Annotated in this window: 19 protein-coding genes and 1 pseudogene; 9 read left to right on the top strand and 11 right to left on the bottom strand. The window is 58.1% G+C overall.

Annotation, left to right across the window (positions count from 1 at the left end; translation table 11 throughout):
- Window positions 1-4: 4 nt before the first annotated feature.
- Window positions 5-1,201 carry a cation:proton antiporter gene (locus K325_RS0109950; protein ID WP_029654116.1) on the top strand — a complete coding sequence of 399 codons (1,197 nt, stop codon included), beginning with the start codon at window positions 5-7 and terminating at the stop codon, window positions 1,199-1,201.
- A 75-nt stretch (window positions 1,202-1,276) separates the two neighbouring features.
- Here K325_RS0109950 and K325_RS0109945 read toward each other — a convergent pair whose 3' ends face one another.
- From K325_RS0109945 to K325_RS0109905, 9 genes are all read right to left on the bottom strand, one after another.
- Entirely contained in the window at window positions 1,277-3,520 is a 2,244-nt protein-coding gene (locus tag K325_RS0109945; protein WP_029654115.1) for an NADP-dependent isocitrate dehydrogenase, read from the bottom strand.
- Between the two features lie 366 nt (window positions 3,521-3,886).
- Window positions 3,887-5,875, bottom strand: coding sequence for an acetoacetate--CoA ligase (locus tag K325_RS0109940; RefSeq protein ID WP_029654114.1), 1,989 nt, complete (start codon window positions 5,873-5,875; stop codon window positions 3,887-3,889).
- 15 nt (window positions 5,876-5,890) lie between these two features.
- Complete coding sequence (locus K325_RS0109935; RefSeq protein WP_029654113.1) at window positions 5,891-6,670, bottom strand: 3-hydroxybutyrate dehydrogenase; 780 nt, start codon at window positions 6,668-6,670, stop codon at window positions 5,891-5,893.
- Window positions 6,671-6,726: 56 nt separating this feature from the next.
- The gene (locus K325_RS0109930) at window positions 6,727-8,097 is read right to left on the bottom strand and encodes a TRAP transporter large permease (RefSeq protein ID WP_029654112.1); all 1,371 of its coding nucleotides are present in this window, start codon (window positions 8,095-8,097) and stop codon (window positions 6,727-6,729) included.
- Window positions 8,098-8,114: 17 nt separating this feature from the next.
- Window positions 8,115-8,732, bottom strand: a complete 618-nt coding sequence (locus K325_RS0109925) for a TRAP transporter small permease subunit (protein ID WP_029654111.1) — start codon at window positions 8,730-8,732, stop codon at window positions 8,115-8,117.
- 78 nt (window positions 8,733-8,810) lie between these two features.
- Window positions 8,811-9,896 (bottom strand): TRAP transporter substrate-binding protein, encoded by a 1,086-nt coding sequence (locus K325_RS0109920; protein WP_029654110.1) that lies wholly within the window; start codon window positions 9,894-9,896, stop codon window positions 8,811-8,813.
- Window positions 9,897-10,217: 321 nt separating this feature from the next.
- Complete coding sequence (locus tag K325_RS0109915; RefSeq protein ID WP_420835448.1) at window positions 10,218-11,663, bottom strand: sigma-54 interaction domain-containing protein; 1,446 nt, start codon at window positions 11,661-11,663, stop codon at window positions 10,218-10,220.
- A 108-nt stretch (window positions 11,664-11,771) separates the two neighbouring features.
- The gene (locus K325_RS0109910) at window positions 11,772-13,874 is read right to left on the bottom strand and encodes a 3-hydroxybutyrate oligomer hydrolase family protein (RefSeq protein WP_029654108.1); all 2,103 of its coding nucleotides are present in this window, start codon (window positions 13,872-13,874) and stop codon (window positions 11,772-11,774) included.
- Window positions 13,875-14,173: 299 nt separating this feature from the next.
- Window positions 14,174-14,536, bottom strand: a complete 363-nt coding sequence (locus K325_RS0109905; protein ID WP_029654107.1) for a DUF6164 family protein — start codon at window positions 14,534-14,536, stop codon at window positions 14,174-14,176.
- 104 nt (window positions 14,537-14,640) lie between these two features.
- Between K325_RS0109905 and K325_RS0109900 the strand changes: the two genes are divergently transcribed.
- From K325_RS0109900 to K325_RS0109885, 4 genes are all read left to right on the top strand, one after another.
- The gene (locus K325_RS0109900; protein ID WP_029654106.1) at window positions 14,641-16,053 is read left to right on the top strand and encodes a DUF2868 domain-containing protein; all 1,413 of its coding nucleotides are present in this window, start codon (window positions 14,641-14,643) and stop codon (window positions 16,051-16,053) included.
- Window positions 16,050-17,480, top strand: a complete 1,431-nt coding sequence (locus tag K325_RS0109895) for a GTPase/DUF3482 domain-containing protein (RefSeq protein ID WP_029654105.1) — start codon at window positions 16,050-16,052, stop codon at window positions 17,478-17,480. Before K325_RS0109900 ends, K325_RS0109895 begins: the two co-directional genes overlap by 4 nt.
- Window positions 17,481-17,530: 50 nt before the next feature.
- The gene (locus K325_RS0109890; protein ID WP_029654104.1) at window positions 17,531-17,926 is read left to right on the top strand and encodes an ectoine synthase; all 396 of its coding nucleotides are present in this window, start codon (window positions 17,531-17,533) and stop codon (window positions 17,924-17,926) included.
- 65 nt (window positions 17,927-17,991) lie between these two features.
- Complete coding sequence (locus K325_RS0109885; RefSeq protein ID WP_420835447.1) at window positions 17,992-19,140, top strand: MFS transporter; 1,149 nt, start codon at window positions 17,992-17,994, stop codon at window positions 19,138-19,140.
- A gap of 27 nt (window positions 19,141-19,167) precedes the next feature.
- Here the strand turns inward: K325_RS0109885 and K325_RS0109880 are convergent, their stop codons facing one another.
- Window positions 19,168-20,343 (bottom strand): type III PLP-dependent enzyme, encoded by a 1,176-nt coding sequence (locus tag K325_RS0109880; RefSeq protein WP_029654102.1) that lies wholly within the window; start codon window positions 20,341-20,343, stop codon window positions 19,168-19,170.
- Window positions 20,344-20,594: 251 nt separating this feature from the next.
- Here K325_RS0109880 and K325_RS0109875 point away from each other — a divergent pair, with 251 nt between their 5' ends.
- A complete protein-coding gene (locus K325_RS0109875; protein WP_029654101.1) occupies window positions 20,595-20,966 on the top strand; it encodes a DUF6746 family protein in 372 nt (123 codons plus the stop codon).
- On the opposite strand, the pseudogene hrpB reads toward K325_RS0109875, so the two are convergent.
- Window positions 20,960-23,059 (bottom strand): annotated as a pseudogene (gene hrpB / locus K325_RS0109870) (ATP-dependent helicase HrpB); the annotation flags it as partial. The gene K325_RS0109875 and the pseudogene hrpB overlap by 7 nt on opposite strands.
- A gap of 232 nt (window positions 23,060-23,291) precedes the next feature.
- Between hrpB and K325_RS0109865 the strand changes: the two are divergent.
- The 3 genes from K325_RS0109865 to K325_RS0109855 all read left to right on the top strand — a co-directional run.
- A complete protein-coding gene (locus K325_RS0109865; protein WP_156836586.1) occupies window positions 23,292-25,460 on the top strand; it encodes a hypothetical protein in 2,169 nt (722 codons plus the stop codon).
- Complete coding sequence (locus tag K325_RS0109860) at window positions 25,444-26,658, top strand: hypothetical protein (RefSeq protein ID WP_029654098.1); 1,215 nt, start codon at window positions 25,444-25,446, stop codon at window positions 26,656-26,658. Before K325_RS0109865 ends, K325_RS0109860 begins: the two co-directional genes overlap by 17 nt.
- A gap of 13 nt (window positions 26,659-26,671) precedes the next feature.
- The coding region (locus tag K325_RS0109855) for a transposase (RefSeq protein ID WP_169441781.1) at window positions 26,672-26,938 on the top strand (267 nt) is incomplete at its 3' end.

Below are 26,938 nucleotides of genomic sequence, written 5' to 3'. Positions count from 1 at the left end.
CCGAGTGAACCACGGCGCAGACCTGCTCCTGATCGGCACGACCCTGCTGCTGGCTCTGGGCGCTCATGCGGTGGGACAGAAGGTGCATGTGCCACGGGTCACGCTCTTGTTGCTGCTCGGGGCTCTGGCAGGCCCAGACCTTCTGGACCTGCTTCCGGACAACGCCGACCAGAGCTTCAGTCTGGTTACCCAGCTAACGCTGGCAATGGTCGGCTTTCTGCTGGGCGAGCGGATGTCCGCCCGGGATCTGAAGCAGGGCAAGGAGGCTCTGATTGTGAGCCTCGCCGTCACCCTGCTGACCGCTGTGGTCGTGATTCTGGCGGTCTGGTGGGTAACGGGTAACCTGCCCGCCGCGTTATTGCTGGGCGGCATTGCAACAGCCACGGCTCCGGCCGCTACTCTGGATGTTATGCGAGAAGCTGGCGCCAACGGGCCTCTGACCCGGCTGGTCTTTCAGGTGGTAGCGATTGATGACGCCTGGGGGGCCATCCTGTTCAGCATTCTGCTGGTGGTGGCTGGTTTGCTGTTGGGTAATGGCGAAGCACTGAGCGGGTCTTCAGCGCTGTTACACGGCGTGGGCGAGGTTGTGGGATCGGTGCTTCTGGGCGTCCTGCTCGGCTTTCCCATGGCCTGGCTGACCGGTCGCCTGCGACCGGGCGAACCCATGTTGCTGGAATCCGCTGGCTTCGTTTTTGTTGCAGCGGGGCTGGCGAGTTGGCTGGGGCTTTCCTATCTGCTTGCCTGTATGAGCCTGGGCATTGTCGTCGCCAACCGGGCCAGACACCATATTCGGCCGTTTCGCTCTATCGAAGGGATCTCTGAGCCGTTTCTGGCTCTGTTCTTTTTCATGGCGGGTTATCAGCTCGACTGGCTATCCCTTCCCGCACTCGGTGCACTGGGCGTCGTCTATGTGCTGGCCCGTCTGACAGGTCGACTGGTCGGCGGCTATCTCGGCGCGGTTTTGGCCGGTTCTCCACCAACAACCCGGCATCGCGTTGGTGCCTGCCTGATGCCTCAGGCGGGTGTGGCGCTGGGGCTCGCACTGGTGGCTACCGAAAGGCTACCGGAGTTGAGTTATATCCTGCCACTGGTGATCGGTGCCACTGTCGTGTTCGAGCTGATCGGCCCGCCGTTGACCCTGATACAACTCCGTAAAGCCGGTGAAACCGGACGGGGTTTCGCACCAGAGCCTGAGGAATAAAAAAACCCGGTCAGCCTGACGCTCACCGGGTTTTCAGGATTCAGGCCGGGCCTGGGGCCCGGCTGCCTGACGGCCTTACTTCACGGATTCCCGAGCATCAGCCAGGATCGTGTTGAGGGTAGCGCTCGGCTGCATGATCTCACACACCTTTTCCATGGGCGCGTGGTAGTAACCACCGATATCTGCCGGATGGCCCTGGACCACGGTCATTTCTTCCAGGATCTTGTCCTTGTTCTCTTCCAGCTGCGCAGACAGCTTGGTGAAGAACTCTTTGAGCTCCTGATCTTCGCTCTGGCTAGCCAGTGCTTCCGCCCAGTAACGAGCCAGATGGAAGTGAGAACCACGGTTATCCAGCTCACCGGTCACGCGTGAGGGCGACTGGTTGTTTTCGAGCAGGCGCTCGGTGGCCTTGTCCAGAGTCTGACCCAACAGGCGAGCCCGCGGGTTATCCTGTTTTTCACCCAGCTCGTCCAGAGACACCGCCGTCGCCAGGAACTCACCCAGGGAATCCCAACGCAGATGGTTCTCCTGAATCAGCTGCTGAACATGCTTTGGAGCTGATCCACCGGCACCGGTCTCATACAGACCACCACCATTCAGCAACGGCACGATGGAGAGCATCTTGGCACTGGTGCCCAGTTCCAGAATCGGGAACAGGTCGGTGAGGTAGTCACGCAGCACGTTACCGGTCACCGAAATAGTATCCAGGCCACGGATCAGACGCTCCATGGTCCAGCGGATAGCACGCACCGGAGACATGATGCGAATATCCAGACCCTCAGTGTCCAGGTCCGCCAGGTAAGTGTTGACCTTCTTGATCAGCTGAGCATCGTGGGCACGCTCATCATCCAGCCAGAATACCGCCGGCATTCCGCTGGAACGGGAGCGGTTCACCGCCAGCTTGACCCAGTCACGAATGGGCAGGTCTTTGGTCTGGCAGGCACGCCAGATATCACCTTCCTCAACATTGTGCTCGGTCAGCACGGTACCGTCTTCCGCAATCACACGGACAACACCGTCTTCCTTCATCTCGAAGGTCTTGTCGTGGGAGCCGTACTCCTCGGCTTTCTGAGCCATCAGCCCAACGTTGGGCACCGTGCCCATGGTGGTCGGATCAAACGCACCGTGGGTCTTACAGAAGTTGATCACTTCCTGGTAGATGGTGGCGTAGGTGGATTCAGGCATCACCGCTTTGGTGTCTTTCAGCTTGCCGTCGCGGGCCCACATCTTGCCAGAGTTGCGGATCATCGCCGGCATTGACGCATCAACGATCACGTCACTGGGAACGTGCAGGTTGGTGATGCCCTTGACGGAATCCACCATGGCAATCTCAGGACGATGCTCGTAGCACGCGTGCAGGTCTTCCTGAATCTGCTCCTGCTTGGACTCGGGCAGCTGCTTGATCTTCTCGATCACCGAGGACAGACCGTTGTTCGGGTTAACGCCGATCTCCGTGAACAGATCGCCGTACTTGTCGAACAGCTCTTTGTAGAAAACCTTCACCGCGTGACCAAACACGATCGGGTGGGAGATCTTCATCATGGTGGCTTTCACGTGCAGGGAGAACATCACCCCGGTGTTCTCACAATCGGCAATGGCGTCCTCGAAGAACTTCACCAGAGCCTTCTTGCTCATGAACATGCCGTCCAGCACTTCACCTTCAAGCAGCGGCAGCTCAGGCTTGAGTACCGTCTGCTCACCCTGTTTGTTCTCAAACACAATGCGCGCATTGGTCGCCTTGTCCAGCGTCACGGACTGTTCGCTGGAGTAGAAGTCGCCACCGCGCATGTGGGCGACGTGTGTCCGGGAAGCCGGGCTCCACTCACCCATGGAATGCGGGTACTTGCGGGCAAACGCTTTGACCGCGGCCGGGGCACGACGGTCGGAGTTGCCTTCACGCAGCACCGGGTTGACGGCACTGCCCAGTACCTTGCTGTAGCGGGCGTGGATTTCTTTCTCTTCGTCGTTCTCAGGGTGCTCCTTGTACTCCGGCACCTTGTAGCCCTGTGCGTTCAGCTCCTTGATCGCCGCGCGCAGCTGTGGGATCGAGGCTGAAATGTTCGGCAGCTTGATGATGTTGGCGTCCGGATCCTTGGTGTACTCACCCAACTCCGCCAGGGCGTCCGGAACCCGCTGATCTTCCTCAAGGTAGTCCGGGAACCCTGCCAGAATGCGCGCCGCGAGGGAGATATCGCTGGTGTCAAAATCAATGCCAGCCGGCTTGGCGAAGGTTTCCAGGATAGGAAGCAGTGACCGGGTAGCGAGGGCGGGAGCCTCGTCGGTCAATGTGTAGACAATCTTGGCTTTGGATGATGTCATTTTCGTCCTCAGGCTAATGGGTGGGTTCAGGACGGTCATGGCGCGGTCGGGCGTCTTGTGAACGTCCGGGCTGGCCAGTGACTGATTCGGAACTTTTGACAGACCTACTAAGATAGCATTTTTTACAAAACTTTGGTTACGATCTTAGTATAAGAACGGACTTAAAATGCCTGATCTTCGATGACAGGACGATGAAATGGCCGGAATTTACGAAACTTTCTAACATTTGTCAGGAACGCTAGCCGGGCCGCGCCCCTCATTTCTGGCGCGCCAGCCCATATTTTGTCGACAAAATGACTGAAAACCAAAGCTGAGACCGCCCCCGCGATCCCAGCCACACACACCTTGACGCGGTGCAGACCCGGCTTACTCAGGCAACAACGCTGCCAGCTTCAGACACTCCCGGATACTGTCCAGCGCTTCCGGGTTACCCAGAGCATCCCGGTTGTCGGCCTTCCGGGAGCCGTTGATCAGCCGCGCGACGGCCAGCTCCACTTTCTTGCCGCTGCGGGTGTAGGGGATATCTGGTACCTCAACGATATGCCGGGGCACGTGTCTCGGGCTGGCCCCTTCACGAATCCGGGTCCTCAGAGTCTTCGCCAGCTCGTCAGTGACGCAGAGGCCTTCGGCGGGAACCACCAACAGCACCACTTCCACATCACCGTCAATCTGGCGGCCAACCACCAGGCTGTCTTTGACATCGGCAATGGTCTCCACCTGCCGGTAGATTTCTGCGGTTCCAATACGGACACCGCCGGGATTGAGCGTCGCGTCGGAGCGGCCATAGATGATGGCGCCACCGTGTTCGGTGAATTCGATAAAGTCGCCATGGGCCCAGACACCGGGGAAGGTGTTGAAATAGGCTTCCCGGTACCGTTCGTTACCGGCATCCTGCCAGAAACTCACCGGCATGGACGGTAACGGCTGGCGGCACACCAGCTCGCCCCGGCCTTCGCTCACCGGCTGTCCGTCATCGCCGTAGGCCACTGCATCCACGCCCAGCAGACGACACTGGATCTCCCCCCGGCGTACCGGCAGCAGCGGGGTGGCTCCCACAAAGCAGCCACAGATATCGGTGCCACCGGCAATGGAACCCAGCAGTGTATGGGGGGCGCCGTCGGTGTACATCCAGTCATAATCTTCCGGCAGCAGCGGGGAACCGGTGGAAAACACCACCCGCAAGTGGCTCTGGTCCAGAGTTCGGGCCGGTTTCAGGCCGGCTTTGCGACAACCGGCAATAAAACGGGCACTGGTGCCGTAATGGGTGACTCGCTCTTCCGCCACGGTTTGCCAGAGGGCATTCAGGTCCGGGTAACCCGGGGAACCGTCCACGGTAATCACGGCCGCGCCGGTCATCAACGCCGACGCCTGCCAGTTCCACATCATCCAGCCACAGGTGGTGAAGTACAGGAACCGGTCCCCCGGGCCGATATCCCCATGCAGTATCAGCTCCTTGGCATGGTTGACCAGCAACCCGGCGGTGCCATGCACGATGCACTTGGGTTTGCCGGTGGTTCCGGAGGAATACAGAATGTAAACCGGATGATCAGGAGCCACCGGCGTATACGAGGGGGCCTGACCACAGCCGAAGGCAATAGCGTCATCCCAGGTGGTTACCAGTTCACCCGGAATCGGGGCTTCCTCCGGCAGTTGCGCGATGCTAACCACCACTTTCAGGGAAGGCAGGCCGGCAATCAGGTCGGCGAAATCATTCTGACGGGAAAAGACCTTGCCGCCGTAGCCATAGCCATTAACGACAATCAGGGCAGTCGGCTCGATCTGGCCGAAACGGTCATTGATGGCGCCAATACCGAAATCCGGGGAAGCCGAGCTCCATATAGCCCCCAGACTGGTCGCCGCCAGCATCCCAACCATGGCCTCGTAACCATTGGTCACCACGCCAGCAACACGGTCACCTTTGGCAATGCCCCGGCTGCGCAGGAAGGCTTCCAGAGCGCCAGTATCGGCTTTCAGCTCGGCATAGGTCTTGCGCAACACCGGGCGGGTTTCACAATAGGCCACCACCGCCTCGCGATTCGCCTGATCGCCGTCTGCCGGCTGCAACAGGTTAGCGGCGAAGTTCAGGGTCATGCCCGGGAACCAGTCGGCACCGGGCATCTCCCGATTGCCCAGCACCCGCTTGGCTGGCGTTTCACAAACCAGGCCGCAGTAGTCCCAGACCTTTTGCCAGAAGGTCTCCAGTTCGGTCACGGACCATTGGTGCAGAGCGTGATAGTCAGCAAACGGGCCAAAGCCCTGCTGCTCCAGCCAGGCCTTGAACCGGCCCATGCGGGAATGAGTGAGGGTATCCTCGTCCGGAGTCCAGACCACCGGTGATTGTTCTGTATTGCTCATCCGTCTCTCCATCAATTACTGCATGTGCCAGCCGTGACTGACCACGATCGACTGGCCGGTCAGGGCGGCAGAGGGGAACGCAGCCAGGTGTACCGCCAGCTCCGATACATCCTCAAGGGTGGTGAATTCACCGTCTACCGTATTCTTGAGCATGACGTTACGAATGACTTCTTCTTCAGAAATGCCCAGCTCTTTGGCCTGTTCCGGAATCTGCCGATCTACCAGCGGCGTGCGCACAAAGCCGGGACAGATGATGTTGCTGCGCACACCATGCTCTGCCCCTTCTTTTGCCACCGCCCGACACAACCCGAGCATGCCATGTTTGGCTGCCACGTAGGGCGCCTTGAGCGGAGAGGCTTCCACCGAGTGTACCGAGCCCATATAGAGCATGGTACCCGCGCCCTGGGTGTACATCTGTCGCAGCGCGGCGCGTGTAACCAGAAACGCCCCGTCCAGGTGCACGTTCATCACCTTACGCCAGTCGGCGAACGTCAGTTTGTGCACGGGGTCTATGTGCTGGATACCCGCGTTGGCCAGGGCAACGTCCAGTTGCCCCCACTGCTCAACAATGGCCTCTACGCCTTGTTCGACCGCTTGCTCATCGGTGACATCCATGGCCAGGGCGATGGCGGTTCCTCCTGCCTTTTCAATGGCGGCCACGGTATCAGCGGCACTTTCCAGCGTCAGGTCGGCCACCGCCACCCGCGCGCCTTCACGCGCGAAATGTTCGGCAATGGCCCGGCCAATGCCCCGGCCAGCGCCGGTAATCAGAGCAACTTGATTGCGAAGACGCATGGTCTCACTCTCCTTGCAGATTGAAACGTGTTACGGGAATCGAACGAAGGGCCTGGTCAGGACCCTCCGTAAACTTCGTTCGGCAGCCAGGTGGCCAGGGGTTCGAACCAGAACACCAGTGCCAGCGCCAGCAACTGAAGCGCAATGAACGGCAAGACCCCCAGATAGATGTGCCGAGTGGTAATGCCCGGAGGGCAGACACCCTTTATATAAAACAGAGAAAACCCAACCGGCGGCGTCAGGAAAGACGTCTGGAGGCAGATGGCAAACATGATGGCGAACCAGACCGGCTCTACCCCCATCTTGAACAGCACCGGCGCCACCAGAGGCAGGATAATCAGCGTGATTTCCACCCAATCCAGAAAGAACCCCAGAAGGAAGGTGATAAACAACACCGTCAGGAGCACGCCCGTCGTGCCAAACGGCAAGCCGGTGATCGCACTTTCGATTACCTCATCGCCCCCCAGCCCACGCAGGACCGAAGCAAACACCGTCGCACCAATGAAGATGCCAAAGATAAAGGCCGATGTCCGGCTGGTCTGATACAGCGACTCTTTCAGCGTCGCCATATCCAGCCGCTTGCTGACAAAGGCCATCAGCATGGCCCCACCGGCACCAACCGCCGACGCTTCGGTGGTGGTGGCCACCCCGAAAAAGATTGACCCAAGGACCGCAATAATCAGGGCCATTGGTGGCAACACCGCCTTGAGAACGTCCAGCCAGGCCCGCGCATCAAGTGGTGTTCGATCTTTCGGGGCCGGGGCCAGGTCTTTTTTCAGGAACGAGGCGATGAGAATGTACAGGATGTACAGAACCCCCAGCATGATGCCCGGGATCAGCGCCCCCATGAACAACTTGCCAACCGACGCGTCTGACGTTCCCAGCCGGTCCGCCATCAACACCAGCATGATGCTTGGCGGCACCAGAATGCCCAGGGTTCCGACCGAACACGCCGTGCCCACCGCCAGGGATTTGTTGTACTGGGCTTGCATCATCGGCCCCAGAGACAACATGCCCAGCAACACCACCGAGGCACCCACAATACCGGTGGAAGCAGCCAGCAGCACACCCACAATGACCACCGTGATCGCATACCCGCCACGCAGAGGGCCAAGCACCCGAACCAGGCTGTGCATCAGTTTTTCAGCGATACCGGAGCGGTCCAGCATAATGCCCATGAAAATAAACATGGGCAGCGCCACCATCAATTCGTTGGCGACAATGCCATAGATTCTGGCATCAAGTACCCCCATGGTCCCCTGCCAGGTAAACCACAGGGAGGAGTCAAAATATTCCACCATAACGTGCCCGACAATGGCGAACACCAGGCCAATCCCTGCCAGTGACCAGGCAACCGGGAACCCCAGTAACAGGAGCACCATGAAGCTGGCGAACATGGCGATAACAAGAATCGCTTCTACACCCATGACGTCTGCCTCATTGATCAGGGATTGGGATGGCCGGCAGACCGGCGATCATCGTTGGGAGGAACCACCGCCCGGGGAAACCCGAACAGAAAGGTGGCGCAGCGCAGAAGCCTTGAGAACAGCGCAATCATGACGAAAATCAGCCCCAGGGGCAGCATGCTCTTGAAGATAAACCGGTACGGCAAACCACTGGGGGCCTGGGACCGCTCCTGGTAGATCCAGGCTTTCCAGGCATAGGGCACCAGCACCTCAACCATCAGGTAAATGACCGGCAACGCCAGCAGGGCAATCCCCATCAGTTCAATGCTGGCCTGGACACGGGGCGAAAACTTTTCTTTCAGCACATCCACCCGCACATGATCGTCACGCACAACGGCGTACCCCAGCGTCAGCATGGTGGCCGTGCCGAACAGATGCCACGACAATTCTTCCAGGGCAATGGACCCCTGGGACAGCACATAACGGGAAAATACATTGATCAGCACCACCACCAGCACGCCGATCCACAGCCATGAACCCAGGCGGCCGACGGCCACCACCAGCCGGTCCAGCCGCCAGGCCAGCGCATTGGTGGGCAACAACGCCTCGTCGGGGGCCGGGGACTGCTCATCCCCGGATACATTGGTATCAGTCACAACAACCTCGAATAGTCCGGATGCCAGGAGAAGGCAGGCAGCCAAACAACGCCGCCTGCCACGATCATCATCCGCTGATCAGTCGTACTGGTAGAAGTCTCTGGGCAGGTAGCCCTTGGAGTGCCAGATGGAATGATGTTCCATGAATTCCCGCTGACTGGTCAGGACGCGCTTGAACATGTCGTCCTCGGCAGCGATTTCATCCAGAACCTCGTTGGTCACCTTTTGCAGCTCCCGCAGAACCGGCTCGGGCAGAGTCTGCGCGGTCACCCCTTCCTTCTCGTAGTCACGCAATGCCGTCGGCTGAGCCCATTCACTCTGGGCAAAACCTTTGAGGGTGGCGGATTCACAACCCATCTCGATCAAAGCACGGGTTTCGGGTTTGAGTTTTTCCCAGGTGTCCTTGTTCACCAGGAGGTGTGACGTGGTCAGGGTCTGGTGCCAGCCTGGCATGATGTAGTTCTTGATGATCTGGTCCAGGCCCAGCATCTTGTCGATCGCCGGCTGAGAGAACTCCGTGGCATCAATGGTTTTGCGCTCAAGAGCCTGATAGATCTCACCGCCGGGCACCATGGTGACAGACGCGCCCAGTTTCTCCAGTACCTTGCCGCCAATACCGGCAAACCGGATTTTCAGGCCGTCAAAGTCATCCATGCCCTTAATGGGCTGTGCAAACCAGCCGGCTCCCTCCGGGCCGATGATGGAACACAGCATCGGGTGAATGTTGCGCTCAGCGTAGATTTCCTCAAGCAGCTCACGGCCATCGCCCTCGTAATACCAGGCAAGGTAGGCGGGCGGCTCCAGATTAAACGGCGCACCGGAGTACAGGGGCAGGGACGGAATCGTGCCCTGGTCGTAGCCTACCCAGGTGTAGCCCGCCGGGTACTTGCCACTTCCCACTGCGTCCATGATTTCAAACGGAGGCACCAGCTCACCCGGCTCGTAGTAACGCAACTGGATATCCCCACCGGAGATCGCCTTGAGATTTTCTGTCAGATGCTTGACCGGGGTGGTCAGGCCCACCAGGTGGGAAGGAAAGGCCAAAGGAACCTGCCAGCGTACTTTCTCGGCGGCCACGGCGTCCGCACTTGCCAGGCCACCGGTGATCATGGCAGCGGCGGTAAATCCATAGGTCAGTTTTGAAAGCTTATGCTTGATCGACATGAAGTGATCCTTTTTGTTGTTGTCGTAAAGCCTCCGGTTCGTTGCCGGCAGGCCACGCCTGAATCTGATCAGACAACGCAGGAAACCAAAGCTGCACAGGTTTGGGTCCAACGGGCTTACGCCAGCCTTGTTTTCATACATTGTTCTGACGTCCTGCACCCGGGCTTAAAGCAGACACCATGCCATAGAAAATAAAACCTTACATTTCAATGAAATACGAAAAAAACCCTCCACCAGAAAAAGACCGCCGTCCGGATTTCAAGACACTTAAAGACAATGGTCGTAGGTAACTGTACGGACAACAGGACACCTGACCGGGATTCAGGACAGTCTGGCCAGTTTTTCGTAGAGTACCGAACGGGAAATCCCCAGCAGTCGTGCCGCTTTAGTGCGATTGCCCCGACAGGTCACCAGGGCTTCCTCAATGGCCTGGGCCTCAGCCTCCGCCACAATCCGGGCCAGAGGACGTACCGGCCTGGCTGGTGAGGGCGACATCAGCCGCTGGCCACCCCGAGGCAGCACCTTGAAAATGGCATCCGCATCAAGCAGCTCGCCTTCTTCGCTCATGGTGAGCGCCCGCTCCAGGACGTTCCGCAACTCACGGATGTTGCCCGGCCAGTCATAACTGCCCAACGCCGCCACGCCAGCATCGGTAATGTCGCCACGCAACTCCTGACCCTCACAGATTTCTCCCAGCAGGGCCTCACACAGCACCCCCAGATCTGCCAATCGGTCTCGCAGGGGCGGAATATTGATCTCCAGCACGTTCAGGCGGTAATAAAGATCGGAGCGAAAGCTTCCCTCGGCAATCATGGCTTCCAGATTGCGGCTGGTCGCCGCAATCACCCGGACATCCACCATGGCCACCTTGTTCGATCCCAGCGGTTCAATCTCGCCTTCCTGCAAAGCCCGCAATAATTTAGCCTGCAGCGGCAAGGGCATATCCCCCACCTCATCCAGGAAAAGTGTGCCACCGTTGGCCAGCTGGAACTTGCCTTCTCGGGTGCGGCGGTCAGCGCCGGTGTATGCCCCCGGAGCCACACCGAAAAACTCGGCTTCCAGCAGGTTTTCTGGCACCGCCGCCACATTGACGCCGACAAAGGGGTGGTTGGCACGCGGCGAGACCGCATGGATGGCCTGGGCCAGAACTTCCTTACCGGTGCCGGTCTCCCCAAGCAGCAAAACCGGCATGTCACGCCCGGCAGCCAGGCGCGCCCGACGTTTGACTTCCAGTGCTGCGGGGCTTCCTCCGACAAAATCGCCCAGACTGTATCGCGTGCCCCGGGCTTTCTTGGCCAGAGCCTTACGGGCAGCGGCGAGGTCCCTGTGCAGGCGCCGGTATTTAGCCACCAGAGGCGTCAGCGGCTGCAGATCGTCATACAGCACAAACGCCACTGCCCCCACAATGCCACCCTGTTCGTCATAGTAGGGCAGGCGGGTAACTACCAGCTGCTGCCGGTTGTGCTCCATGATGTCCAGCAACAGGGGCTTACCGGTTTCCACAACCTCCGGCATCCGGGTCTGGGGAATCACCTTGCGCACCGGCTTGCCAATGGCATGGGAAGGATCTACCAGCCCGAGCAACTGAGAGTAACTGCTGTTGATCCAGGTGATCATGGCATCCCGGTCAACGGCAATGGCGCCCGCACTGGCTTCCTCAAACATGGGGAAAAGGGCTTCAATCAGGTCACGGGTCAGACCGCTTTTGTTCTTGTTGGCAAACAACTCGCTCATAGTCCGCGCGCTCACGGGTGGGGATGGTTTCATGATGTGTCCTTGGGCGTCCGGATTTCCGGACGCCGTCACCAGAGTATAGGAAGCCCCCGGACCGGGGGCAATCCCGCTCGGCCAGCATCAAGCCAGCGGCCCGGCGGTTCAGTCGGGGATGCGAAGCTGAGAGCCGGTAAAGATAATCCGGTCTGTCTCCGCTGGCGCCGGTTGTATCGCGGGCAGATGCGCCTCGCTCAGGGGAGTCGCCAGGCTGGCCCGGGGAATGGGACGCACCACCTGGCTCGGCGGCAACGGTTGCTTTTCCGTCAAATGAGCCCAGATCAGGTCCAACGCCTGGAAATAGTAGTAATGCAGAGGCACATAACGATCCCCTACGCCCGGAAGGCCGTTAAGCACATCCAGATGATGGGCGTTCAGGATCTCGTAGTATCGTAACTGACTGTGCCTGCCTTCCACTCGCTGGTTGAGACCAACGTAGGGGCGGGAGGTGTGATTGATGGGAAGTACGGCATCCGCCCGCCCGGTCACAAACACCGCCGGTTTCCGCTGCAGGTTGCCTGAGGCCCGGATGGCAGCGACGCCACCGGCCATGGCATCCGACAGCTCGGCCTGAGCGCCCGTCAGAGCGGTTCCGGTTACCACATCCTCACCGTCGGCCAGGCTTTTCAGGCACAACAAGGCATCCAGGCCATAATCCACCTGGCTAGAACTGGGCGACGCACTGATGGCGAGGTTCGTCGGCTGCCCCTCGGCGTTATCGTAAACCAGATTCACACCCGCCGTCGGCGGAATGCCATTACTGACCGCAAAGAGCGCGGCTTCTGCGGCTGGTGCCAGGGGCACAACCGCGCCGGCACTGTCTGTTGCCGCCAGGCTCAGTCCACACACACGATCCTCAACCCCCGCCCGGGCATAAGCGTTGGCGTAGGTCATGGAAATACTTTGAGCTACAGCCAGGCCAAAGTGCAGGGGGGCCAACAGATTCTGCTCCGGCTGCACACCGTACACGTTATTGAGAATGCGCTGAGCATCGGTGGCCCAATCATCCGGCGTGGCACCCGAGACCAGGCCTTTGTTGAACAGGGAGTGACAGATGTTAAGGCCGGTTTCCGGGGGGTTGAACACCGCATTCAGGGGGGCACTGTCCCGGTTCAGCGATGTCTGGTTAGCGCAACCCTGATACACCGCCAGCGCAGTGGTGTAATCCAGCAGGCTCCGGCTGTGATCGGCAATGACCGGACCATCGCCCTGACGAATGGTGAACCCCCGGTCCACAGCCGGATTAACGTTCGGTTCCGACACCGCCACACCATCAATCAGGCCCCGGTCATCCTGTTCGGCGGCCCTCACCGACGCGCCGCCCCCGTTGGAGACACTCGAGGCAATCACCAGCGTGTTGCGCGGCGTGATGGTACGAAGAGTATTGCCATTGCCCAGTTCTCGGCCATAAAGCGTATTCAGCACATAGAATCCGAACTCAATGGACTGCAACACCTGCTGGCCCCAGTCCGATTCTGGGTTTTGCCTGGAGTGAGCATGTTTCCACGCAAAGCGGTCTGGCCACTGACTGTTGAAACGCTCTCGCTGATCCGGGGCCAGATCTGCCAGAAACAGGGCCTCATCGGCCAACCCCGTCAACGTACCCGTCACCGTCTGGCCGGTATTGGTCGCGAGGTTGTGGGCACCGGTGCCCGTACCTTTATCGGTGTAGACCACCGTGCAACCTTTCTTCAGCCCCCACTCACCCGCAGTGCCGATGGCTCCGTAGATGCCGCGAGATCCGGAGGACGGTGCCGTCACCATGCATGGAAACTCCGGATCAAACGCATCCGGGACCTGAGCCATCACGGTTACCGGTACCGTGGTGCCCGGCACGACCATACGGGCGATGAATTCCCGGCCCGGAATTCGGTCACCGGGGTTCCCCACCGCCGGTCCAAACAGGTGACCGTACCCACCACCGGGTGACGTATCCACCAGAGCCCGATAGTTATTGTAAATCGCCAGTCGGCGCAACTCCGCTGCCGTCGGGGCCAGCGGGTCTGTGAAGGCCGGCGCCGTGGCGCTGGCCAGGCCGGCCGCGCCAAGACCTGCGGTCAGAAGATCATCCGACTGACCGTCATAATCCTGATGTTGGATATTGCCGATCACAAAGTCTGGCCGGGTATTGAATACCTCATCGGCGTTGCAGGCGGTGAGGGCAACCGACGTGACACCCATCAGGGTGCTGAGCAGTGCTGGTTTCATGATCAATCCTTGTTTGTTGTTGTTAAGTTCACCCCAGAGATGGGGCACCAGAGTCCTAGCGGATCCTGTGCCAACAAACCAAACGATTGAATTAGCTAATAAAACCAGTACTCACGGCCGACAGGGCACTGGTGAATCCGGAATTCCGGACACCCTGAGGAAAGGCCATGAGCTGCCAGCGATTGCGGGGCGCATCCGGGAAGCACACCGTCCGGTTCACCGGACGCCGTTCGGAAAACCAGACAACTGCTGACCACAGGGGTACCGGAACCGCCACGTCGGGAAGAAAACACCGAAGCTCAGCCAAGACGAATGAACGGCAACAGGCTTATGCCAATGATCACCACAATGGCCAGGCAAGCCGCCAGAGTCCGCAACGGATAACGACGAAACATGGAGCCAACACCACCAATGTCCCCCCGGGCAAGCCCCTGCTCATAGGCCTGGCGCTGGGTTTCGAAACGCTGTTGCTGATAGGCATCAAGCAGCGCCCGCGCCCGCCGGGCTTCCTCGTCGTCGTTAACCCAGAAGCCGCCCATGCTGATGCCCCAGCGGCTGGGCGGCGTTTCGTAATAACGCACCTCGTGCTCATCGAACAGGGCACGGATGTCGTCAGCCTCGTCGTCAGGTACATGGCGCAGATTCATCAGATGGTGGGGCATAACGCTTTCCGGCTGGCCTCGTTCACAGTAATGGCTATATCCTAGCAGGAAAGCAGGGGAGCCCCTGAACACTCCCTTCACTGACCCAATGCACAGGATTCTGCATGAGCCAACACCCCCTTCGTCTGTTGCTGGATTTTGATGAACGAATCCAGCGGGACAGGGACCAAAGCCCCGCTTTCCTTCACCGCCGGGACCGGCGCTTCGCACTGGATTGCCAGGCCCGTGGCGACCAACCTGATGCCGCCACCTGGCTTGCCCACATGGATCGTCTCAGCGGCCCAGGCACCCGCAACGATGCCGCTACCCGCACACTCCGGCAATGGCGGCGGATTAACAGCGGCTTTGCTCTGACCGGGGCCCTGTTTGGCGTATTTACCATGTCCGGGCTGTTGTTCTTTGAAGGCGCGTCCCGCATCAACGTGACCCTTTTTCTGGCGTTTGTCGCCCTGCAAAATCTGCTGGCCCTGGCCACCACAACCCAGTCCCTGGCCGGTTGGCAACCCTGGCGATGGCTGCTCCGTCGACTAAACCTTCAGCCAGGCAGCCCCGCAATCGCACCACTGCATCCCCTGATGATGGCCAAAGCCGCTCACCTGGGCGGCTCCACCTTTGCTCTGACCGGGCTCATGACGCTACTGGTGATGCTGGTGGTTCAGGATCTTGCTTTCGGCTGGAGCACCACACTGGACACCGCCGCCGCTCGCTATCACGCGGTCGTAAGCGCGCTTGCAACCCCTTGGCAAAGCCTGTGGCCCGCCGCGGCTCCCTCTCTGGAGCTGATCGAGGCCACCCGGTTCTTCCGGGCAGCTCCGGGCGCCTCAGGCATCGACCCCGCCCAATGGGGGCACTGGTGGCCATTCATCGTCATGTTGTGGATAACCTGGGTGTTTCTGCCAAGGCTGCTGCTCCTGGCCTTCAGCCATTGGGCCCTTCACCACAAAGCCCGACAACTGCTGACACGCCACCCAGGCATGCAAACCCTGCACTACCGCATGGAGACCCCGACACTCGACACCGGCAATCAGCACAACGACGCACACGATTTACCCGACACGCGGACCCGCTCTCACCCTGAGACCCTGCCGGACAGCCGCCAGCTCATCCAATGGGCAGGCGCTGGCGAGCCAGAGTTGCCGACCCTGTTATCCGGGCCCCAGACGCTCCGGTTCCGGGCCGGGGGCCGGGCTACCCTGGCCGATGATGAAAGGGTACTGCAAAGCATTGGCAAAGCACTGACCGAAGAGCCTTCCCCCGTTGTGCTTCTGGTCACCCGCAGCTGGGAGCCTCCGACCGGCGAACTGTTCGATTTTCTTGAACAGGCCAAAGCCCAGTGGCCAGACTCGACGCAGGTGGCGATCCTGCCTCTGGCCACCAACGCCAGCGAGCAACCCGCCGCCCATCTGTTGCAACCCTGGCTCCGTTTTGCAGAGAGACTGCCGGCCGGTTTTGCCCGCATCGTCCGGATACCGGAAGCGCCGGACACCCAACGTGTGGGTGAGGGAGGAGCACTATGACGTCCGCCCCCATGTTTGCCGTGGTCGGCCACCCCAACAAAGGCAAATCCAGCGTGGTAGCGACGCTGTCGCAGAACGATGCCATCGCCATAGCGCTGGAACCCGGAACCACCCGGACCCGGCAGGCCTACCCGCTGAAAGTCGACGGCCGCACCCTGTATACCCTGGTAGACACCCCGGGGTTTCAGCGGCCAAGGAGGGTACTGCAGTGGCTGCAGGCCCATAGTCTGTCGGCATCGGACCACCCGGACACCGTCAGAGCATTCGTCACTCAGCATCAGGGGGATGGCCGCTTTGTCGATGAATGTGAGCTGCTTGCCCCCATTCTGGACGGCGCTGGCATTATCTATGTTGTGGATGGCTCGGTCCCATACAGCCCCGAACATGAGGCGGAGATGACCATCCTGCGCTGGACGGGCCGCCCCAGCCTGGCCCTGATCAACAGCATCGGTCCTGATGACCATAGCGATACCTGGCAAGCTGCACTTGGCCAGTTCTTTCAGGTTGTCCGCAAGTTCGATGCCGTTCGCGCCCCGTTCGATCAACATCTGAGCCTGCTCAAAGCCTTTGGGCAGCTCGAACCAGATTGGGAGCAACCGCTGGAACACGCCACTCGGCTACTGGCTGAGCAGCGCAGACAACACCAGCATCACGCCGCCCGACTGATCGCCGATGCACTTGAAGAGCTGATGTCCCATCAGGAAACGCGATCCCTGACCCTCAACCAGGTAACCAGCCTCAGTGATGAGAGCCTGGCCGATACTCTGAGGGAGCGCTGGTATGAGCGCCAGAGGCAACGGGAGCAAACCCTCCGGCTCCGTATTGAACACCTCTACCAACATCAGCAAATTCAGCGCCAGGAAGCGGAGCTGGAATGGGCCAGTGATCACGATCTGTTCTCTGAAGACACCCGGAAACACTGGGCCGTCAGCCGGAAATACCTGGCCACGGCCGGGTTTGGGGCCGGTGCCGTGGGGGGCGCAGGCATTGATGCTGTCACACTGGGCTCTTCCCTCGGAACCGGCGCGCTGGTGGGTGGCATCATTGGCGCCGCAGGCAGTTACTTTTACGGCGATCGTCTGGTGCTGCCAGCGCTCAGCATCGGCCCTCTGAAAGACGGCCTGAAAACCGCCCGCTTCGGCCCGGTGCAGGATGCCCAGTTCGGCTATGTGGTGCTCGGCCGGGCCGTTGACCACTGGTGGCATGTCAGTCATCGGAACCACGCCGGCCGGGACCTGCTCGAACTGGAACCGGCAGATCATCACTGGCTGGCGACGCTGGACAAAACCAGCCGCCGGGCCATTCAGCGCGCCTTGGACCGCTGCCGGAAACAGAAGCCCCTGAATCACGCCCAGCGGGAAGACCTGATCGCGGCCATCGAGCACTCAATGGCCGCTTACAGCGACTGGCGGTTGAACCGGGCATGAACGCCATGTTTATACTGTAGGGCTATTCCATCACAAAATGAGGAATGCGAATGAAAATCGTACGAGTGCAAGACATCATTGGTACCGAACGCGAAGTTCACGGACCGGGCTGGACCAGCCGCCGCATGCTGCTCAAGAAAGACGGCATGGGTTTCTCGTTCCACGAAACCATCATTCCTGCCGGCGCCGAGCTCAATCTCTGGTACAAGCATCACCTGGAAGCCGTGTACTGTGTTGCTGGCAACGGCACCATTACCGACAAAGCCACCGGTGAAACCCACGAGATTACCGATGGCACCCTGTACGCACTCGACCAGCATGACCAGCACACCCTCCGGGGCGGCACCGAAGACATGCGCCTGATCTGCGCGTTCAACCCGCCGGTCACCGGCCGTGAAGTTCACGACGAGGATGGCGCCTACCTGCCAGACACCAGCGAAGACTGACTCCCGTGACCGTGGCAATCCATCCCACTGCCACCACATCGCCACCGCCAGCAAGATTGCTGCCGGTGGCGATCTTGCTTTGGCTGGCAGGTGTTTATCTGCGTATTCCGGTACTGGTGGCCCCGGCGTTGGCGCCGTTCATCAGTGAGGATCTGGCGCTGTCCCAGACCCTGACCGGGGCGCTGACCACTCTGCCTATTCTGATGCTCGCTATCGGCGCCATGCCTGGCTCGCTGGCCATCTCCCGTCTCGGCCCCAGGAACACCCTGGCTCTGGCCATGGTCATTATGGTGCTCGGCTCTGCAGGCCGAGGCCTGGTGCCCGATACCCTGACCCTGATGATCACCAGTGCCGTTATGGGACTGGGCGTCGCCATGATGCAACCCGCTCTTCCAGCGCTACTACCACGCTGGTTGCAACCCCATCACATCGCGCTGGGGTCCGCCATTTACATGAATGGCCTGTTGATGGGTGAGTTCATAGGTGCCGGCATTACCCTGCCACTGGTCATGCCCCTGTTTGATCACAGCTGGCGCGCCACCCTGATCGCCTGGTCTTTACCCGCGTTGCTGGTCGCCGCCGCCCTGTATCTGCCCAAACGGGATTACGCACCGCCTGCCCGCAAGGGCGCCTGGTTACCCGACTGGAAAAACCCACTGACGCTCCGTCTTGGCCTGCTTCTGGGGTTATCCGGCTCCATGTTCTTCGGTCTGAACGCGTATATGGGTAACCTTCTGGAGCAGCAAGGCCAGTTCGACCGGCTCTCGGAGGCCCTGTTCTGGTTCAACGTCGCTCAGGTAGCAGCGTCACTGATCATGCTGAAAATGGCCCGCGTCTGGATTGGTCGGCGCAGTGCCATCGTCGCGCTCGCGTGCCTGAGTATTACCGGGACGCTGGGCACTCTGATGCTTGATGGCTGGTGGTCCATTGCCAGCGCCACGTTCATGAGCTGTGTCGCCGGCATGTTGCTGATTGTGCTGGTTGCCCTGCCACCCTTGCTGGTCGCCCCATCGGAAACCGGCCGACTGTCTGCAGGCACCTTTCTGGTGGGTTATGCCATGGCGTTCTCCGTTCCCATGCTGGGGGGCGTCATCTCCGACTGGACGGGGGATACCCGCCACGCCATCATGACCATGATCGCCTACAGCCTGCTGGTTCTCCCCCTGGCCTTTACTCTGGACCTGGAACGAAAAAAGGATCAGCCCGAAGGCTGATCCCTGTTCGCCACACCGGCCTGACCGTCAGAGGTAATAGTCTTTCAACGGCGGAAACCCGTTGAACTCGATGGCGCTATAGGTCGTGGTATAGGCTCCTGTCGACAACCAATACATCCGATCACCAATGGCGAGATTCAGCGGCAGCGGGTACTTGTGATGCTCGTACATGATGTCGGCGCTGTCGCAGGTTGGCCCGGCAATCACACAGTCCTCACCTTCACCGGTTTTCTCGGTCCAGATCGGGAACTTGATGGACTCATCCAGCGTTTCAATCAGCCCCGAAAATTTGCCGACATCGGTGAACACCCAGCGGTGCAGGGCCGTGCGGGATTTTCGGGAAATCAACACCACCTCACTCACCAACACCCCGGCGTTGGCAATCAGCGACCGGCCCGGCTCGATGATGATCTCCGGCAGTTCATCGCCAAAGTCCTCCTGGAGAAAACGGGCAATCTCCTCCGCGTACACCCCCAGCTCGTTCGTGCGAGTGATGTAATTGGCCGGGAAACCGCCCCCCATGTTGATCATCTTCAGTTCGATGCCGTCTTCTTCCTTCAGGCGCTCGAAAATCACCTTCACCTTATTCAACGCCGCATCCCAGGCACCGATTTCCCGCTGCTGGGAACCAACGTGAAACGACACACCGTAGGGCACCAGGCCCAGATCCCGCGCCAGGATCAGAAGGTCCATCGCCATGTCGGTCTGGCAGCCGAATTTTCGTGACAGGGGCCAGTCTGCGGTCAAGGTGCCTTCGGTCAGGATACGCACGTACACCTTCGAGCCCGGCGCGGCCTTGGCGATGTTGCGCAGATCCGCCTCGGAATCGGTGGCGTACAGGCGCACCCCCTTTTCATAAAAGGTGCGGATGTCTTTGGCCTTTTTGATGGTGTTGCCGTAACTGATCCGGTCACCGGTAACACCCAATGCCATCACCTTGTCCAGCTCATACACCGATGCGATGTCAAAATTCGCACCTCTGTCCCGCAACAGCGTCAGAATCTGAGGCGCAGGATTGGCTTTCACCGCGTAGTAGACCTTGGCGTAAGGAAAGCCTTCCACCAGCTCCTGATACTGACGGTCAATGGTCTGTGTGTCGATCACCACAAACGGGGTCTCCTTGCCATCGGCAAAGTCCTTGATCCGCTTGAACGTATCAGCAGTGTAGTAGTCGGAAATATCGGCGTTGGGGGTCTGGAGCATGGGCGGCGCATCCCTCCGTGGGGCAAACGGCCATAGATAAGGCGCCGCAGCCTCGCTGCAGCGCCCGTTTGATTGCGCGATATTCAGGCTTTTTTCTGAACCCCGCAAATGCGCAGTTATACCCATGAAATCCATGCACCGGGCCGGCCAGGCTGACAAGCGCTAATCGCTGCCCGAATTGACGCATCTCATGGTCAACCAACATATAATTGATAATAATTCGTATTACACATTCAATTTAAGGATACCCGATGAAACAGTCTCTGATTCTCTCTGTCGCAGCCCTGATGTTCTCCCTCCCCCTGGCCGCCGAGGCCGACGACGACTACAAGCATTTTAAGGGTGAACCATCCCAAACCCTTGAGCAGGCCGTTGCCAATCTCTCGACGTATAACCGGCGCCTGGAGACCGCATTGTCTGGCGAACTCACACCGGAAGCCATGAATGAGGTTCACCAACTGACCTACACACTGGAGAATGCACTGGGGAAACTGGACGACGAACTGGAAGATATTGCCGAACGCCTGGAAAAGGTGCACAAGGCCTCCGAGCGAGCCGATCCGGGCACCGTCAAACGGCAGGGGAGTGTGTATCTGGAAAAAAGCCGCGTTCTGCTTCAGTGAGCCGGGCGTTTTTTCACACCTTGCTGAGCCTGGGCGGTCAACGGGTCTTCCGGCCAGGGATGCTTCGGGTAACGGCCCCGGTTATCCTTTCGCACATCCGGATATACGTTCCTCCAGAAGCTGCCCAGATCTGCTGTCACCGCCAGTGGTCGCTGCGCAGGTGACAACAGGTGAATCACCACCGGCACCCGCCCCCCCGCGATGGCCGGGGTCTCGGTCCAGCCAAACAACGCCTGTAACTTGGCAGCCAGTACCGGGCCATTGTCGGCGGTGTAGTCCAGCATGACGCTCTGCCCCGTCGGGATGGTGAGTTTCGGGGGGGCCAGTTTATCCAGCTGTTGTTGCTTTGAATAATCCAGCAGGCTGGTGAGGGCCGGGACCAGATCCAGACGGGCCAGATCAGACCAGCGCTGCATACCCGTCATAAACGGTGCCAACCAGTGATCCAGCGTCGACAACAGGGCTTCGTCAGAAACCGATGGCCATTCACCCGTAAATCGGGCCGACAGCAACTGCACCCGCGCCCGCCACTGACGGGCGCGGTCGCTCCAGGGCAGGCTGTCCAGCCCCTTTCGGCGCGCCGCGTCCAGCAACCCCTGAAGCACCAGCTCCGGCGCAACCTGAGGCAAGGGTTTTTCCGCCAGTACAAGGGCACCCAGCTTGCGGACATGGCGTGCCACCACCAGGCCCCTCCGGTCATCCCACTGGGCCTCCTCGCTCTCTTTGACGTGGGCGGCCAGATCCAGTTCCAGAGTGGCCAGATCTGCCGGCGCAGCCAGATAAATTGTGGATTCCCGGGCCTTGCCATCAAGATCTGCAGCCACCAGCCATTCTTCTCTTGCCAGCCAGTCGTCTTCCCGCAAGACCGCACCTTTACCATTACTGAGCTGGTATCGGGGCATGATACCTGCCCGCCGGCGGGCAATACGGTCCGGATAGGCCAGGGCCAGAACCCGCCCCACCTCTGAGGCCACCGGCAGCTCCCCGGCCGTGCCCTCCCGGGAAAGGCGTCTGGCCGCCTGCTGAACCGCCTTGAGGCGGGCTGTATCCAGCCCCCGGGGGCTGCGGCCACCCCGTAACACCAGGACGCGCTCATGCAGATCGGCGCCCGCGCCCGGCCCAAGCAGATCCCGCTCTTCCAGTATGGCGGCCAGATCGGCCGCCAACGGCCCCAGCCCAAGCGCCCGCGCCCGGATCACCATGTGCGCCAGCCGAGGGTGCAGGCCCAGTTCCCGGGCCGCTTTGCCATGTTCCGTGATGGCTCCCTCAGCATCCAGAAGGTCCAGCCAGTGCAGCAAATCCACCGCCTGCTGCCAATGTGCCTTCGGAGGCGCATCGATCCAGGCGACCTGTTCCGGAGCGCGAGCCCCCCACTGGGCCAGCTCCAGTACCAGAGGGGCAAGATCCGCAGCCTGTATCTCGGGCGGCGTGTGGCCCGCCAGCCCGAACTGTTCAGACTCGCTCCAGAGCCGGTAGCACACCCCGGGCTCCACCCGCCCGGCCCGGCCCTTACGCTGTTCGGCCGAGGCTTTGGAGACCTTGCCAGTCACCAACCGTGTCATGCCGCTGTTGGGGTCAAACACGGCCCTGCGTTGCTGGCCGGCATCAATCACCACCCGCACCCCTTCAATGGTCAGGCTGGTCTCGGCAATGGCGGTCGCCAGCACCAGTTTTCGGGTTCCCTGAGCCGCCGGAGCAATGGCCTGGTCCTGTTCTTCAGCCTTAAGGTTGCCATACAGCGGCGCCAGTACCGTGTTCCCGGGCAATTGGCCGGTCAACTGCTGAGCCACTCTCCGGATTTCCCCGGCGCCGGGCAGAAACACCAGCAACGAGCCCGTCTGATCCCGCAGTGCTTCCTGTATGGTCGCCACCACCTGATCCACAAGGCGGCCCTGACGGGGCAATGGCCGGTACAACACCGCCACCGGGAAAGCCCGGCCTTCACTGGTCAATACCGGCACATCGCCCAGTACATGGGCGAGGGGTTCGGTATCCAGCGTTGCCGACATCACAAGCAACCGAAGGTCTTCCCGCAATGCCTGCTGGCTCTCACGCACCAGGGCCAGCCCCAGATCCGCCTGCAACGAGCGTTTGGTGATTTTCCTATTTTGGCACTTTTATCAAAAACGAACTATACTTTTGATTATAGGACACTTACTCAGCTTAAAAGGCCTCTCGATAGCAATGACAATCATCAGAAACTCAATTTACCTCGAAAATTATCCTTTCAAGAGGCTTGGTAATGACCTTGTCGATAGCTTTCGGGACGCTTGGGTTTCAGTGTATTCACGTCGAACTTCTATCGAAGGGATTAGCGAGAGGTGTTTGAAACTGCTTGATTGCTATGCCGACCTAAACGGCTTCGATATAGGCCATACCGACATAGAGACGGGCCGGTTTCAGACAATCATCGAGGGTTTCTTTTCGGTGTTTATGGGAGAGTCGTTGCTGGAATTGGGGGCTACCAGTAAAAGAACGTACTTTGAAGATTTTAAGCACTCCCTGATAAGTCTGTTCGAGAAGCGATTAGGCGATCACCCAGAGTGGATTGATGACCTAGAGTTCAACTCAGTTGTTTCGCATGAACTCGATAAGACCTCTCTGGACCAGGACAAGGTTCTCTATTGGTCGGGCTGGCCAATACTGTCTCGGAAAAACAAAGAGAATTATCTCTATTTGGCCAACCTGTACCACAGCCACGGCGAAGAATTTACCGTGTCATTTTACTATCGCTGGCGTGCCTTCTTTTCCAAACAGGCTCGGTGCAATTATTTCGAAGCGAACTACATGGCGAGATTTCTTTCCAAGCACCCTAAGGACTGGCCGCCCTCCACATTTGACGACCCACTGAAGATATCAGGTTTTTTTCGGGCGCTTCTGCGATCCTATTTTCTGGAGGCCAATAACGAGGGACTAAACTTAAGCGCAAAGATAATGGCGTGGAATCGAATGGTTTCTAATGTTGACGAAATCTTCTTCCAACCAGGTATTTGGCCGGAACCTTTTGGTTCCGGAATTCCCAAGGTGAGTGCTCGTGATACCTTCGGAGCCAATACTAGAATCTCAAAAAATGAGGATGGCGTTGATGTTCATGACAAACTACTTACGGAAGTTCCGCTGTACTACACCGACGACCAAGCCATTGAAGTGCTCTTTAGCAAGATCAACAAGGATCTTGATACAGTAGAACGTTGGGCTATGAGCAGTGCCCGAGATCTAAGAAGACGCCAACTTAGAAGGATTTTGCTCTCCAAGTCTGGCCAAGTTTTTAACTTTGCTTTTCAGCCCAAAAGCATTGATGGGATTGGCGCTGAAAACCTTTGTGCTTCATTTGAGCACTATGGTTTTGGGACAGTGAACGATGATTTTTTTTCGAGGTCTATTGGCCAGCGAATTAAGCGAGTTCCTTTGGCTCATGAACTTGGCATTCCCACAACCTGGTCGCTGTTTCCCTTCATGATCCTATTGGTGATCCAAAATCCTAAGATCACCCATTCATTTCTCAAGGAATTAGATCTGTTCAATGAGAAAGGGCAACTAACTGGTTTTATTAAAGGTGATTCTGGTTACCACCTTACCGGCTACAAAGATAGAAGAAGGTCGAAGCTATCAGAAATGAAGGTTTTCCTTTCACCTCGCTCTGCATCTTTGGTTCGCCAAATCATTGAAATAACAGAGCCTCTTCGAAGATACCTCAAGGCTCACGGTGACGACAACTGGCGAAAGTTATTCCTTACCAGCGGGCGAGGCTGGTCTTACCCCAGAGCTGGCGCAATAGCATATTGGAAAGCGGATTACATCCATGCGAACCAAGAGTATATCGATGATATAAAGAGTAGATTTTTACGCTTCACAGATATGGAAGGTGGTGAAGTGGAAAAGCTGATTTCACGGGTTACTCTTGCAACGGTCAGAGCTTCGAAAGGGGTTCAGATCTATTTGGCAACGCAAAGTGTTCAAAAAATGGCTGAAGCCCTCGGCCATGCCGCTTACAAGAAGGATCTTTTAAGGCACTACCTGCCCGATAGCATCCTTGCATTCTTTCAAACTCGATGGATTCGAATTTTCCAAAGGGCCTTTGTTTGTGAGGCCCTGAAAGACAGCCCATATTTAATGCAGGCTACGGGTTTTGAAAGCATGGAAGAACTCCATCAATTCCTAAAAAACCATGCCCTAAAAGATATTCCTAGCCATCTATCCGATCCTGAGAGAGTAGCTGATTCGAGCAACTCAGAATCTCGGAATGATCAGGTCCTCATTTCAATCGATAAAGGGATACTTGCTGCTCTCCTTTCTCTAAATCAAGCGGTAAATCAGTCTAAAAGAAAGCATCGTGTATCGGGTCTAGCGCGTTACTGGTCAGATGTATCTCGCCTGATTGAAAAGGAAATTCAAGAAGGATCTGATGCTCTTCTCAAACAGCATCTTACTGCTGCTAGGAAACTCGCTAACCCTAAAAAAATGGAAGGTTTGATTTATGGATCTACCGCTTGAGCTTGAGTTCTTAGCGCATCACTTCGAAGCCCCTTCTAGCCTATATCGGCAGGCTGAATGGCTCACAGGCGACTTCGAGGCTGATGTTTGGAGATACTCCTTTGACTTCAAAAACCAAAAGGAACTGGATTGGAGAGTCGAATTATCCGATGCCAGCTTGCTCACCGATCCAGAAAACGCCGTTCTGCTCGATAGCTTTAAATATTGGCTCATTGCCAGTACGCATCCGTATGAAAATAGCGGCGCTGCTAATGGCCTGAAGTCGCAATATGCGGCCTTCAACCGAACCATGCACTTAATCGATTACCTTCTTCTCAATGATGAACGATTCCAGTTGTACAGGTATGGACTTGAAGGTCTTTCAGAAGATGACATTAAAGGCATCCTGAGCCAGCTTTTAAGATCTAATGATGTCTTCGAAGCGCTTTTCGATTGGCCAGCTAAGCTCGTAGAGTTCGCGCAAGATCTCATGCACAAGACGGACCCCATCGACATGAATAAGGCTCTCAGACTATCTCCTGGGATGTCCATTGTAACGGCTGAAGATGAGCTAGAAGCGAAGTCATTTGGCATAGATCCAGAAACCTTGCCAAATTTGAGGGCCGCTTTGAAGGCTCATGGATTTATTGCTCAGAACAGGGCACTAGGTCGGGCACCAAAGTCAGCTGCAATTTCAGAGCAGATATATAAGCGATCTATTCGAATGAGGTACAGTACTAAACCCGCCGCCGTGACGTGCCTTGCTTACTCTTCAATTACAGATAGGCATGTTCGAGAATACGATCCTGTCAGTGTTACGACGGGCTCAAAGAAAGCAGTAACCTCGGGTACTCTCGCGTTATATAGAGCATCGATTTACAAACTAGGCGTTCTTCACGAAATTGGCCTTCCAGCCCCCTCCGTGGAAAGTCTTGTAGCTGCTCATCAATTCACTCACCCAAACCCTGAACCTCACGGTAGATACCGAACCCTACCTTCAGAGGAGGTGTTCAGCTCAGTTAAAAATGCCATTGAGTTTCACTTCGAGCATGGACGGAAAATTCTTAATGGGTATCTTCGTGTAGTCCTCGCGGCCAAACTCAGAGATTGTACGATTAGTTCACTCACCCCGGCTGAATTTCAGGGGGCCATAGGAACTAGGGAGACTCTGAATAAGTCTCCGAAATCAGCGATAATACGGCCATCGTCAACCGCATAGGATCGTTGCCACCATGGATCAGATCACTTTCTCCGAAGCCGAGTACCAGACCAAGAAGCGCAAAACCCGCCGCGAGATCTTTCTGGAACGGATGGACAAGCTGATTCCCTGGAAACAGCTGGAGAAGAAGGTGGCCCGATATTACCCCAAGGGTCAGAACGGACGCCCTCCCTATCCGTTGTCTGCCATGCTGCGTGTTCACTGCATGCAGTTGTTCTACAACCTCAGTGGTCCTGCCATGGAAGACGCGCTGTACGAGATCGAATCCATGCGTCAGTTC

This window comes from Marinobacter daepoensis DSM 16072, from assembly GCF_000421165.1.
GTDB classification, from domain to species: Bacteria; Pseudomonadota; Gammaproteobacteria; order Pseudomonadales; family Oleiphilaceae; genus Marinobacter; species Marinobacter daepoensis.
This window is presented reverse-complemented; position numbering and strand designations above follow the sequence as displayed.